The organism is Providencia sp. PROV267 (genome assembly GCF_028477825.1).
Taxonomy (GTDB): domain Bacteria; phylum Pseudomonadota; class Gammaproteobacteria; order Enterobacterales; family Enterobacteriaceae; genus Providencia; species Providencia stuartii.
Window position 1 is genome coordinate 46,535 of record NZ_JAMPLX010000027.1, and the last position, 12,557, is coordinate 59,091.

Sequence of the window (12,557 nt, forward strand, 5' to 3'; positions counted from 1 at the left end):
ACAAGAATATCGTAACGGTATTCCGCCCATTCATAACCCAGCGTGCTTTAGAAAATATCGACGGCGACAATGCGGTATTTATTGTCATAGTGATATGAATATCTATTTTTTCATGCCACAGAACATCGCCAATAAATACATAAGTAAAGCTGAACATTTATTATAACCTACTGTAAATAGCAATTCCTCAATGATGAAAGGACACAAATATGCCCTTCATCTATGATCAACCTCAAAAAGCATTAATAATATTAAACTAAAGATGAAAACCCTTGTACCTGTCGCCGAATAACCTCATCACCAATACGTGTTTTATAAGATAATGCAAGTGGTCTTAACATGAATGGTAGATCTTTGGTGACTTTATTACCTGCAACGCCAGTATTGCATTCCTGTACTTCTTTGTTACCGCTATATAGCAAAACACCTTGGAATAATTTTTTCTCTTCATTCGTCAACTTAGCGCCTGGCTTACTCAAACTATAACCTTGATGATAATTGATAGCTTCCCGCTTGATTTCTGCGTCCAGCATACCTGTTCTATCTTTACCACTTTTGCAATTCCAGCAAGGCACTGCACCAATTTCGTAAGCTAACATCGCGATACGTTGTGCTATTTTATAAGGCTCATTACCATCATAACGATATGATTTTTTCTTCCATATTTCCTTTATCTGCTGACATAACTCTTCTACTTTATGCCTATTACTAGCATGAGGATGTTCAGATAAATAGTGACCTACCCATCCCCCCACTTCATTATTAATAAGATAGTTACACCCTAATATTTGGGCTAAAGCGGTTTTATTTAAATTATCATTTTGGCTGATCACCTTCGGGATGGAAAATGCCAGTTCATTAACGCCAAAGTTGAATATCGCAATATCCAGTTTAACTTTAACTTCTTGGGCTTCGCCTTTCTCATTTTTGATATTCAGTTTGATAACGCCATCGTTATTTAACATCTTCCAAGCAGCAACTTGATCATCAAGCATCCCTTTCTCTTTACCTAAATATGTTAGTAAAGAGGTTGAAGCGATCCGCAATGTCACCTCTTCATGATTTAATGCTCTCTTATACAATTCAGGCTTTGCAAACAGCGCAGCCATCACGACCTCTTTTGCTCTATTTTTAGCGCCTTGTAGACGTTCGGCACTGCGCTCAGGAAGGGCGTAAGGCGATAATACTCCGTGGCGGATCCCACTAAATAAAGTGGACTGATTATTATCTTTAACCTCTGAAAGCCATAAATTAACAGCGTGAGTCGTCTCTTCTGCTGATTTCGAACAAACACCTTTCCCTTTATAGCTGTTGTCACAAAATATCTCGTGATTGCCACCACAATATTTCATTTGAGATGCGGGAGTTAAGATAAATGAATATTCGCTATTTCCATAACTCAATTCTGTTTCTATTGTATGCCAATCTTTATTATTAAGATGCCTACTTAGCTCTTTTTGAAAAAGTTTCCCAACATCTTTTAAAGAGATTCTATTATTACTATTGAGCATTTCATGATGAATGATTTTAATTAATTTTTCTTCGAGTTTTTTAGCCTGCAACAATTCCCTTGATTGAATTAGTCTGTTTGGTTCACACGTTAACTGCTTTAATTTATCCGATATTGTAGCTAACACTTCCGTGGATAAATCAAGGTGTTTCAATATATTTTCTGCAGTACTGAGCAGCTCCTGCTGGAAACGAATAAGATCTTTTTTATCTTGAGTTACGTTAGTGAGGTTATTTTTTCTCTCCTCTGAACTTTGACCACGAGGTAGTGTTTTTATTGCCTCTCTAACAAGCTTTTGGCTTTTTATTGTGTTGTTAACTGAATCAATATTATAAGCAAATGTCTTACTTAACTGCTCCTGCCTTCTGGATGTGACATGATAAATTAATGGTTGGGTTTCATCTGACTTTGTTATGCAACACACACGGCTTCTCCATTGAAATAAAAATACTATTCAATCGAGAAATACCTTATAAATATATAAAAAACCGATTGTTTATTTTATTCATCATCACAATTTAAAAATAAGCTCCATCAAATTATTTGAGAGAACTCAACAAAATCCCATCATTGTCTTTAGCCAAAAGCTTAGCTAGGCTTAAAAAAGATAAACGATTATACGATGGAGCATCAAATGCCAAATATTCAATCGGATCATCACAGCTTCTTTATCTTAGCGGATGATAAACAGACTCGTCTTGCTGAAATTACCTTTGTCTATACCGGAGACGAACTCGCTATTATTGACCATACCGTCGTTGATGAAAGCTTAAAAGGGCAAGGTATTGCCAAACAATTGGTCGCAAAAGTCGTTGAAAGAATGCGTTCTGAAAAGCGTAAAATTATTCCTCTTTGCCCATTCGCCAAAGCTATTTTTGATAAAACACCTGAATACCAAGATATTCGCCACTAACCTGTTTTATTGATAAGAGGTAAAAATGAGCATACCGACCCCGAAAAATAACCTAGATTTCCAGCACATTCATGCACGTATCAAAGATGTTGGTGGGATCCCTGTCGCAAGGGTATTACCAACAAAACAACGGCGTTTAATTGGTGCTTGGTGTTTTCTCGACCATGCGGGCCCGACTGTATTTAAAGGTGACTCTGCTGGTATGCGCGTCGCGCCTCACCCACATACTGCACTGCAAACCTTCACTTGGATGCTTGAAGGTGAAATTCTACATCGGGACAGTTTAGGCTACGAACAAGTGATCCGCCCGGGCCAAGTAAATTTAATGACTGCAGGTAAAGGAATTAGCCATTCCGAAGATACCTATGGAGAAAACCGTCATTTACATGCCGTACAACTATGGATAGCACTGCCAGAAGCCGTGAAAGATATGCCCCCTCGCTTTGATCATTACCCTATTTTACCCAAATGGTCAGTTGGAGATATCGAATATCAATTACTCATTGGGGAATATGATTCTTATAAAGCCCCCACATTATCGTTTTCTTCTTTATTAGGCTTAGATATCACCACCCGCAATAGTCACTCATTATCGCTAACGCTACGCCCTGAATTTGAATATGGCATTTTTGTTATCGAAGGGGATGCGATTATCGATTCACAGCGCAGTCATCACAATGAGTTGGTCTATTTAGGCCAAGGCTTGTCGCAAGTCTCACTACAACTTTCAGCCAATAGCCACATTCTATTATTAGGTGGTGAGCCTCTGAATGAATCTGTTTTGATGTGGTGGAATTTTATTGGTCGCACAAAAGCTGAAATCACCGCAGCCGTTGCAGAATGGAACCAAGGTAGCCCTCGGTTTGGTAAAGTTATCAATGATGAACGTACGCCGACACCATCCCCCTTAATGCCATAAATATGCCAACCAAGTCGGTAAAAATGTTTATTCAATAAGTTTGATATTTGTATTGAAGTTATATCCATCAAAGATAATAAAAAGGTAGCCAATGAAGTTGCGCTACCTTTTTCTTTAAAACAAGTTAGCTCGCGGGAGTAAAGTAAATCGGAGAACCAGGACCTACGGGTAGTCCGAGTACAAATACCCAAATCACAAAGAACAGTGACCAGCCAATAAGGAAAATGATTGAATAAGGCAACATCATAGAGACCAATGTACCAATCCCGGCATCTTTCTTATATTTCACAACGATAGCCATAATTAAACCAAAATAACTCATCATTGGAGTAATAATATTGGTTACCGAGTCACCAATACGGTATGCCGCTTGGATTGTCTCTGGTGCATAACCCGCTAACATTAACATTGGCACAAAAATAGGTGCAGTCACCGCCCACTGAGCAGAAGCAGAGCCTATCATTAAGTTGATAAAGGCACAGATAATAATAAAGCCAATAAACAGCACACCACCATGTAAATCGATACTGTTTAAGAAATTGGCGCCTTTCACTGCGACCACTTGCCCGATATTTGTCCAACCAAAGAAGGCAACAAACTGTGCAGCAAAGAAAATAATAACTAAATATAATCCTAGAGTACTCATTGCGTTTGCCATGGCATCTACGACATCTTTATCAGAGCGCATGGTTTTAGCGACATAGCCATATACAATGCCTGGGATCGCAAAGAAGATAAAAATGAATACCACAATGGATTTTAAGAATGGTGAATTACTGACTAATCCGGTTTCTTGATTACGTAAAATACCATTTTCTGGCACGACCATAAGGGCAAGTATGGCGGCTAATCCCCAAAAGGTCACCGATGCCCAAAACAGCGCTTTTTTCTCAAGTGGGGTTACTTCAGCATCAGCACGTAATTTATCTTCATCTTCATCAACACCGCCACCTTGGTAAGGCCCTAATTGCGGTTCAACAATTTTTTCAGTGATGAAATAACCTAAGATAGTGATTAGGAATGTACTGGCAAACATAAAATACCAGTTCGCTTCTGCCCCGACAGTATAGGTTGGATCAATAATTTGCGCAGCCTGCTGGGTAATACCAGAAAGCAGTGGGTCGACAGTACCTAATAATAAGTTGGCAGAATACCCCCCCGAAACCCCTGCAAAGGCAGCGGCAAGACCTGCTAGCGGATGGCGACCAAGTGAATGGAAGATAATCGCAGCCAGTGGGATTAGTACTACATAGCCCAATTCGGCGGCAGTATTTGACATGATCCCCGCAAACACAATTGCCACTGTCGTTAGCTTACGCGGTGCTTTGATAACCACTAAACGCATCGCCGCAGATAAAAGCCCTGCTCGTTCAGCAATCCCAACCCCTAATAAGGCAACTAACACCGTGCCAAGAGGAGCAAAGCCCGTAAAGTTAGTAACAACATTAGAAAGGATTTTACGGATACCTTCAGCGTCTAATAGACTGACAACATGAATAACCCCATCCGCAGCACGCCCTTTTGCCCCCTCTGGACGTGGATCAGCAACGCTGACTCCAAAATATTGACCAATTGCTGAGGAGACCAATAAAATTGCAGTTAAAATAATGAATAAAATGACTGGGTGAGGTAAGGCATTGCCTAACCATTCCACCGTGCGTAACAAACGGCTCCCATCTTGTTTTTTTTGTTCCATATTTTCTCCTTATAAACAAGAGAAATGGACATTACACAATGTTTTGCCATTTAGCTATTTTCAAAAATATAACGCTGATTCAACAATTTATTTATTTTTAGATTGAAACCCCATCCCTATTAAAATTTAATCATAAAATATAGAATTAAAAGTCATCATGACTTAAATAAATAATTAATTTACCCTTTAAATAAAAAACACCGATAATTAATGAAAATGTGGTTCAGATAACAGTTTTTCACTATTTACTGAGTAATTTATTCTCTTTTTAAGCGTTAAATAGCCTGACTTTTGGTCTTTTTAGTAGAAAATCACCTCCAAATATCCGTATTCATGATTAGGTTTTCCCTACTAATTACACAAAGAATAATAAACCATGTAATATTTTTATTTCCCTATTTTAGCTATCTTTATGCCATCGCTGTTATAATCAGCTTATCCTTTTCAACTAAATAAACCATTATGTCTGTTATTGATGATTGGGCAGAACGCCATATTCAAGAAGCGTTAAATAAAGGTGAGCTAAAAAATCTGAAAGGCGAAGGACAACCGCTTTTACTTGATGACGATAGCCAAGTTCCACCTGAATTACGAGCGGGTTATCGTATTTTAAAAAACTCAGGGTATTTGCCCCCCGAATTACAGTACCGAAAAGATGCACTCACGTTGGTCGATATGCTAAAAGGGCTTGCTCATGATGATCCTAATTACCAGCCTCTAAGTAAGCAACTTTCTTTATTAGAGCTCAAACTTAAACAAGCGAATATCAATACTGATTTTTTACATGGTGAGTATGAAGCGCATATCCGCCAGCGTTTTAAACCTGAATAGATAACTTGATAGCTCCTGTTCGATATTCCATAGGAGTTTTACCATAGTATTGGCGGAATGCTTGGCTAAAAGCCGAGTGTGAATCATAGCCTACAGACAATGCAACTTGCTCGATTGAATTCGCCGTCATCAGCAAGCGGCAAGCCGCTTCCATGCGCCTTTGTACAAGTAATTGCATTGCGGTGAGTTGTGTCGCCGCTTTAATTTTCCGTTGTAGCGTACTTACTGACATACAAAACGCATTCGCCATATCTTGGCAACTGAGTGGAAGATGTAAGCGTGCATCAATCCATCGGGTCACCCCATCAATCCACTGCTCTTCAGGTTTCATTTGAGCAAGCAGCAATTTTGCAATGGTCGTATGTTGTTCGAGGGGTTGAGGAAACCGCTGCAACCAATTTAATAGCCCAATAGCAGCGGGAGTTAGCGAAAAAGACGTTGCTTTGTCATCAAGTGCCCATGGAGACGTGCTTGGCATCTCTAAAACATAATTTTGGTTGCCTGATAGACCGCTAAATGCATGACTTACACCAGGTGCAATGACCACACCATTTCCCGCCGCTAATAGAAAATGCTGCCGATGCATATTAATTTCCATGCCCCCCGATAACGCAAAGACAACCTGCCATTGCTCATCGTGTTGATGAGAAATCACATCTTCGGAATATTGGCGATAATGTAATTCAGGCAATAACAAAAGCGCACTCCTCTTTACTGGTAATAGGAGGAGTATAGCCCTTTTAGGGGGAAAAATGCACTTGATCACTTAGGCAAGTAATGCCCCGTTAGGCAACGGTAGATTAAATTCAGCAAGTACTATCGCCCCTTTTTCATCCGGTGCACCTGTGATCAAAACCTCTGATTTAATACCGGCAATACGTTTAGGCTCAAAATTACAAACACATAAAACTCGTTTGCCGATCAGCTCTTCAAGGGTGTAATTTACAGTGATCTGTGCACTTGAGCGCTTCACACCTAATTCACCCAGATCGACGTCCATCACGTAGGCGGGTTTTTTAGCTTTACTGTTCACTTCTGCTTTAATAATTGTGCCAACGCGCATTTCAACGCGAGTAAAATCATCCCATTCAATGAATTGCATAAACCTTACCTGAACTTAGTTATTAATAGACTTTTAGGCTAACACAAAATTGAAATAGGCTTTTATTGCTAAACACGCATTTTTTGTCGCCAAACCGTCATGGAAAATGATACAGATTGATTGGTCGATTTTATTTTAGTTATTCAGATAGTTATAAGTACTATAAACCGATAATAACCTGCCTGCTTTTGATTACCCGCTGTTTTTATATATCCAAAATTGGCTTTATAGAGTGATAAAGCGCTAAAATATATCAGCGAAGCATCCATTCACACTAGAGAAGGTTTAATTATGTCGAATCAATATAAAATTGGTGTCATCGTTGGCAGTCTACGCACAAACTCATACAACCGCCAAGTTGCAGAAGCCTTAGTGAAGCTTTTCCCTGATCATTTCACATTTAACTTTCTCGATATCAGTGAGCTTCCTTTATATAACCAAGATGCCGATAAACAGCTACCCAGCGTTGTTGCTAACTTTAAATCACAAATTGCCGAGTGTGATGGGATTATTTTTGTCACGCCTGAATACAACCGTTCAATCCCGGGCGTATTAAAGAATGCGATTGACCACGCATCGCGCCCTGCGGGGAATAATTCATGGAATGGTAAACCAGCAGGCATTTTAGGGGTATCAACAGGCAATATCAGTACTGCAATTGCGCAGCAGCACTTGCGTGTCTGTCTAGCATCTTTAAATATGCCAACCATGAATCAACCTGAATGTTATTTGAAATGGTTTGAAGGTATGGTTGATGCACAACATAATTTTGCGCCGAAAAGCCAAACATTTATTCAGGCGTGGGTAGATACTTATTGCCAGTTTATTATCCGAAATGTTGCCAACTAATTGAGTGATATAAGAATAAACAACATCTACTTTTATCGGCTATAATCCGTATTAACAACAAAAAAGCACCGTAATTATGAAGTACTCCCATAACGTTGGGGGCTTCATTACGGTGCCTTTTGGTTTGATTAACGTCCTGCTTTTAACTTCTGGAAATACTCTTCATAAATAATGTTGGTATTGCCAACATCACTTTGCCATTCCCCTTTTTGCAATACCTCTTCACTTGGATAAAGAGACGGGTCATTAGCAATTTCCGGTGGTAGCATTTTCTTCGCTTCAAGGTTTGGCGTTGGGTAACCAATAGATTCGGCAACTTGTGCTGCAATATCAGGACGTAATAAGAAGTTGATCAACTTATGTGCCCCTTCAGGGTTTTTCGCATTGGCTGGAATAGCTAAGCTATCCATCCAGAAAATTCCCCCTTCTTTTGGCCAAATCACTTCAATCGGTAAACCTGCTTGGCGAGCAACAAAGGCTGAACCATTCCACAGCATGCCGACATCAACCTCACCTTCGATAAACGGCGTTGCTGGGTTATCAGAGTTAAATGCAAGGATATTTGGACGTAGTTTTTGTAACTCTTTATAAGCTTCTTCAATCTCTTTAGGATCGGTTGTGTTACCTGAATAACCGAGTTTTGTGAGTGCAACTTGGAATACTTCTCGTGCATCATCCATCATTAACAGGCTATTTTTATATTCAGGTTTCCAAAAATCGGCCCAAGAGGTGATTGAGCCTGGGTCGACGGCCTCACCATTAATACCGATCCCCGTCGCTCCCCAAATATAAGGAACGGAAAAATCATTTTGTGGATCGAACTCTTTATACAGTAAATTTGGATCTAGGTTTTTAAAATTACTTAGTTTTTGTTTATCGATTTTTTGTAGCATCCCCTCTTTACTCATTTTAGAAATAAAATAAGTAGAAGGAACGACCAAATCATAAGCCCCTTCTTTATAGGTCTTAAGCTTGGTGTACATACTTTCATTTGATTCGTAGGTGGAGTAAATCACCTTGATCCCAGTTTCTTTAGTAAATTGCTCTAATAAACCGGGGGGAACATATTCTGTCCAGTTATAGAAATACAGTACGTCTTTATTTTCGTCTGCGGCGGTTGCCGTGCCAATACTTGCAGCCATTAAGCCAGCCGCTAGTAGATAGGACCATTTTTTCATTACTGAGCATCCCTCAACAAAGTGTTTTCTTATACTCGCCATATTTCAAGTGACCATTAATGACTTTATTTAGCCGCTAATCGCTTGAATTATCTTGCGTATATATATCGTATAAGCTCATCTAGAGCTCACCCTCTTCGCCAAATGGCATTAAGTATGCGAGCTACCGAACCCAATAGCTCGCGACATTTACAACACAAAAAATCATTTGAGCTATTTCGAAAACTTATCTCTCATCACCCACTGGCTCAAACAGACTAATACTAGCGACATGATCAACAATACAGTCGCCAATGCGTTAACCTCTGGGGAAACGCCCACTTTTACCATCGAGTAGATTTTTAGCGGTAAAATTTCATAGCTAGGGCCTGTAACGAAGGAGGAGACCACAACATCATCCATCGATAAGGTAAAGCTTAATAGCCAGCCTGCCACGACCGCAGGAAACGCTAACGGCAGGATAATTTTACGTAAAATAGTAAACTCACCCGCACCAAGGTCACGCGCTGCCTCTAGCATTTTCACATCAAAATCTTTCAGCCTCGCATAGACGGTAACCACCACGAAAGGTAGACAAAAAGTAATGTGTGAAAACAGTAGCGACCAAAAACCAAGCGAAACCCCTAAAAGCATAAACAATACCAGTAGAGAAATGGCCATAACGATATCCGGCGACATCATCACAACAAATAACATACCACCGACAAAGGGTTTCCCTCTAAAACGATAACGAAACAGTGCAACTGCCGTTAACGTACCGATAATTGTCGCAAACGTGGCAGAAATAATCGCCATCGTTAATGAATGTCCTGCCGCTTGCAACAAACTATCGTTGTTGATTAACAGCTCATACCATTTGGTTGAAAAACCTTGCCAACTGATCCCAAAACGCGATTCATTGAACGAGTTCACAATCAAAATGATAATTGGAATATAAAGATAAGCGTAGACGATGGCCATAAAGCCACCTCGTAACGTGCGACCGATCATTCTTCATATGCCTTTTTATTCAATAGCTTAGCAGCTCGGTAATACACATACAGCAACAGCCCCATCATCACCGTTAAGAAGATGCTGGTTGCCGCACCAAACGGCCAATCACGAATATTTAGGAACTGGCTCTTAATAACGTTCCCTATCAAGAGGTTTTTCGCTCCCCCCATCAGATCCGCAACATAGAACAGCCCCATCGCTGGCAGTAAAACAAGTAAGCAGCCGGCGATAATCCCAGGCATAGTCAATGGAATAATTATCTTCACAAATGTCTGGAGTTTGTTAGCACCGAGATCTCTTGCGGCTTCTAAGTAAGACTTATCCAACTTTTCAATACTGGAATAAAGCGGCATGACCATAAAGGGTAATAAAATATAGATAAGCCCTAACACAACCGCTTCAGGTGTATACATCAGACGTATCGGCTTATCGATAAGCCCTATCCACAGCAAGAAATCATTCAAGTACCCTTTCGTACTCAAAAACACTTTTAGCCCATAAATGCGAATTAAAGAGTTAGTCCAGAAAGGCACTATCAACAAAAAGAGCATTAAAGGCTGTAGGCGTTTAGGTAATTTCGCCAAAATAAAGGCAAAAGGATAACCGATAACTAAGCAGAAGAAAGTGGCGATCAGCGCCATATTCAACGAGTGGAGCATCACCTCAGCATACATGGGATCAGACAAACGGATGTAGTTATCCCATGTAAAGATCATATCAACAAGATTGGTATCACTGCGTGTTAAAAAGCTCGTACCAATGATCATGATGTTAGGCAAAAATACAAAGAGTAATAGCCATGCCACCACGCCCGTGATAATGACATTTTGTAAGATCTTGTGTTTACGCCTGATCATCCAGTACCACCTCCCAGCTTTCAACCCAAGTTACAGCAACTTTTTGGTTTAAGGAGTGGTCTACATCTGGGTCATCTTCATTGAAGAATTCGCTGACCATGATGATTTTGCCATCTTCCATCTCTACCACAGAATCTAACGTCATTCCCTTATAGTTACGTTCACGCACATAACCGATTAAACCGGGATAGTTTTCTGCATCGTTCACCTCTTCTACGCGCAAATCTTCGGGGCGTAATAAAACATGAACCGATTGGCCTTCTTGGACAGGTAAAGTGGTAAAAATGTCACATTCATGCCCTTCAACATTGGCACGAATACGTTGTTCATCAATGCGATATAAGACTTTTGCATCAAAAATATTGATTTCACCAATAAATTGAGCCACAAAGAGGTTTTTAGGCTCTTCGTAAATTTCACGCGGCGAGCCATCTTGCTCAATTTTGCCTTCACGCATAACAATAATACGATCTGACATTGCAAGGGCTTCTTCTTGATCATGGGTAACGAAAATAAAGGTGATCCCCAATTTACGTTGCAGCGCTTTTAGCTCATTTTGCATCTGCTTACGTAGCTTATAATCAAGTGCGGATAAAGACTCATCCAGCAAAAGGACTTTTGGACGATTAACGACGGCACGGGCGATCGCAACGCGCTGTTGCTGCCCACCAGAGAGTTGATTTGGTCGACGTTGTGCAAAATCCTCCAACTGCACCATACGCAATGCTTGATCAACTCGCTTTTGGATCTCGTCAGCAGGAGTTTTCTGCATACGCAAACCAAAAGCAACGTTTTCAAAAACGGTCATATGCGGGAACAGAGCGTAGCTTTGGAATACCGTATTCACAAAACGCTGCTCAGCAGGGATATCTGTAATATCCTGACCATCAAGAATAATTTTGCCTTCATCAACATCTTCTAGGCCGGCAATTAAACGTAGAACCGTTGTTTTGCCACAGCCAGAAGGGCCTAAAATGGTCAAAAACTCACCATTTTGGATGGTTAAGTCAAGCTCGGATATAATTTGTTTGCCATCGAAAGCTTTATTGAGTGCTTTCAATTCGACGAGTGGTGTCAGAGAGGTTGTCTCAGTCATTTATGCTACACTCTATCCCTATGAATAATGCAGATAGAACCGCTACCGTTAAAGACTGTGTAAGCTTATCGGAGATTTACTCTTCATACTTCCCCAGCAAAGCCCAAAACCAGTAGCGCCATTTAAATTTCATTAAGTGGTGCATGATAAACACTGTTTGTGTAAATTGAAAGCCATTTTCAGTACTTTGTTTGCATTTCATTATGAAAACGCAATGAAAGAATTCCCTTTGTCATAAAAACAAGCCACTTAACCATAGTTAAACCAAGCAATAAATCATTGTAAAACAACATAAAACTACACTTAAGTTAGCTTTTCATTGTTCATAACAGAAAGCAACAAAGTATTTGTTATAGTTCAATAAAATATAGACTAGAACAATCGAAAACATCCAAACATTAAAAATAAAAATGATATCGATTTGGTCATATTCTCAATGCCATTTTTACAACTGAATGTCAAAAATAGATAGCCGATAATATTCATCACATATAACCCAAATAAACCGATGTTTATTATTCTGTGACCTTCGGCAAGTTTCTAACTTAAATCAAATGTAATATCGATAATATTAATCGAAATCATATTATTCACCACATCTCGTTGAATATAA

Annotated in this window: 12 protein-coding genes; 4 read left to right on the top strand and 8 right to left on the bottom strand. The window is 39.7% G+C overall.

Annotated elements, in window-relative coordinates:
• Positions 1-251: 251 nt before the first annotated feature.
• Positions 252-1,934: an inositol phosphate phosphatase SopB gene (locus tag PR709_RS17865; protein ID WP_272571073.1), complete on the bottom strand. Its 1,683-nt coding sequence runs from the start codon at positions 1,932-1,934 to the stop codon at positions 252-254.
• A 198-nt stretch (positions 1,935-2,132) separates the two neighbouring features.
• On the opposite strand from PR709_RS17865, the gene PR709_RS17870 reads away from it, so the two are divergent.
• Both PR709_RS17870 and PR709_RS17875 read left to right on the top strand, forming a co-directional pair.
• Complete coding sequence (locus PR709_RS17870) at positions 2,133-2,423, top strand: GNAT family N-acetyltransferase (protein WP_004917316.1); 291 nt, start codon at positions 2,133-2,135, stop codon at positions 2,421-2,423.
• A gap of 25 nt (positions 2,424-2,448) precedes the next feature.
• Positions 2,449-3,342 carry a pirin family protein gene (locus tag PR709_RS17875; protein WP_004917318.1) on the top strand — a complete coding sequence of 298 codons (894 nt, stop codon included), beginning with the start codon at positions 2,449-2,451 and terminating at the stop codon, positions 3,340-3,342.
• 124 nt (positions 3,343-3,466) lie between these two features.
• Here PR709_RS17875 and PR709_RS17880 read toward each other — a convergent pair whose 3' ends face one another.
• Entirely contained in the window at positions 3,467-5,038 is a 1,572-nt protein-coding gene (locus PR709_RS17880; protein ID WP_004917320.1) for an AbgT family transporter, read from the bottom strand.
• A 462-nt stretch (positions 5,039-5,500) separates the two neighbouring features.
• Between PR709_RS17880 and PR709_RS17885 the strand changes: the two genes are divergently transcribed.
• Positions 5,501-5,869 (top strand): DUF1992 domain-containing protein, encoded by a 369-nt coding sequence (locus tag PR709_RS17885; protein ID WP_004917323.1) that lies wholly within the window; start codon positions 5,501-5,503, stop codon positions 5,867-5,869.
• On the opposite strand, the gene PR709_RS17890 is transcribed toward PR709_RS17885, so the two are convergent.
• The gene (locus PR709_RS17890) at positions 5,856-6,566 is read right to left on the bottom strand and encodes a helix-turn-helix transcriptional regulator (RefSeq protein WP_014657412.1); all 711 of its coding nucleotides are present in this window, start codon (positions 6,564-6,566) and stop codon (positions 5,856-5,858) included. The two genes, PR709_RS17885 and PR709_RS17890, sit on opposite strands and share 14 nt — an antisense overlap.
• A 69-nt stretch (positions 6,567-6,635) precedes the next feature.
• Positions 6,636-6,971, bottom strand: a complete 336-nt coding sequence (locus PR709_RS17895) for a tRNA-binding protein (protein ID WP_004917327.1) — start codon at positions 6,969-6,971, stop codon at positions 6,636-6,638.
• Positions 6,972-7,262: 291 nt separating this feature from the next.
• Between PR709_RS17895 and PR709_RS17900 the strand changes: the two genes are divergently transcribed.
• Positions 7,263-7,820, top strand: a complete 558-nt coding sequence (locus tag PR709_RS17900) for an NADPH-dependent FMN reductase (RefSeq protein ID WP_004917329.1) — start codon at positions 7,263-7,265, stop codon at positions 7,818-7,820.
• A gap of 128 nt (positions 7,821-7,948) precedes the next feature.
• On the opposite strand, the gene potD is transcribed toward PR709_RS17900, so the two are convergent.
• The 4 genes from potD to potA all read right to left on the bottom strand — a co-directional run bounded on the left by potD (position 7,949) and on the right by potA (position 11,944).
• Complete coding sequence (gene potD, locus PR709_RS17905; protein WP_014657409.1) at positions 7,949-8,998, bottom strand: spermidine/putrescine ABC transporter substrate-binding protein PotD; 1,050 nt, start codon at positions 8,996-8,998, stop codon at positions 7,949-7,951.
• Between the two features lie 213 nt (positions 8,999-9,211).
• Positions 9,212-9,988: a spermidine/putrescine ABC transporter permease PotC gene (gene potC / locus PR709_RS17910; protein ID WP_004917333.1), complete on the bottom strand. Its 777-nt coding sequence runs from the start codon at positions 9,986-9,988 to the stop codon at positions 9,212-9,214.
• Entirely contained in the window at positions 9,985-10,848 is an 864-nt protein-coding gene (potB, locus tag PR709_RS17915; RefSeq protein WP_004917336.1) for a spermidine/putrescine ABC transporter permease PotB, read from the bottom strand. Before potB ends, potC begins: the two co-directional genes overlap by 4 nt.
• On the bottom strand, positions 10,835-11,944 hold the full coding sequence (gene potA / locus PR709_RS17920) for a spermidine/putrescine ABC transporter ATP-binding protein PotA (RefSeq protein WP_004917339.1): 1,110 nt from the start codon (positions 11,942-11,944) through the stop codon (positions 10,835-10,837). The genes potB and potA overlap by 14 nt, the downstream gene beginning before the upstream one ends.
• Positions 11,945-12,557: the final 613 nt, after the last annotated feature.

What these genes read in the sequence shown, in the direction of transcription:
- PR709_RS17875 (WP_004917318.1), top strand. Translation starts at nt 2,449, where the DNA reads ATGAGCATACCGACCCCGAAAAATAACCTAGATTTCCAGCACATTCAT.
- potB (WP_004917336.1), bottom strand. Translation starts at nt 10,848, where the DNA reads ATGATCAGGCGTAAACACAAGATCTTACAAAATGTCATTATCACGGGC.
- potA (WP_004917339.1), bottom strand. Translation starts at nt 11,944, where the DNA reads ATGACTGAGACAACCTCTCTGACACCACTCGTCGAATTGAAAGCACTC.
- PR709_RS17885 (WP_004917323.1), top strand. Translation starts at nt 5,501, where the DNA reads ATGTCTGTTATTGATGATTGGGCAGAACGCCATATTCAAGAAGCGTTA.
- potC (WP_004917333.1), bottom strand. Translation starts at nt 9,988, where the DNA reads ATGATCGGTCGCACGTTACGAGGTGGCTTTATGGCCATCGTCTACGCT.
- PR709_RS17880 (WP_004917320.1), bottom strand. Translation starts at nt 5,038, where the DNA reads ATGGAACAAAAAAAACAAGATGGGAGCCGTTTGTTACGCACGGTGGAA.
- PR709_RS17870 (WP_004917316.1), top strand. Translation starts at nt 2,133, where the DNA reads ATGGAGCATCAAATGCCAAATATTCAATCGGATCATCACAGCTTCTTT.
- PR709_RS17900 (WP_004917329.1), top strand. Translation starts at nt 7,263, where the DNA reads ATGTCGAATCAATATAAAATTGGTGTCATCGTTGGCAGTCTACGCACA.
- PR709_RS17895 (WP_004917327.1), bottom strand. Translation starts at nt 6,971, where the DNA reads ATGCAATTCATTGAATGGGATGATTTTACTCGCGTTGAAATGCGCGTT.
- potD (WP_014657409.1), bottom strand. Translation starts at nt 8,998, where the DNA reads ATGAAAAAATGGTCCTATCTACTAGCGGCTGGCTTAATGGCTGCAAGT.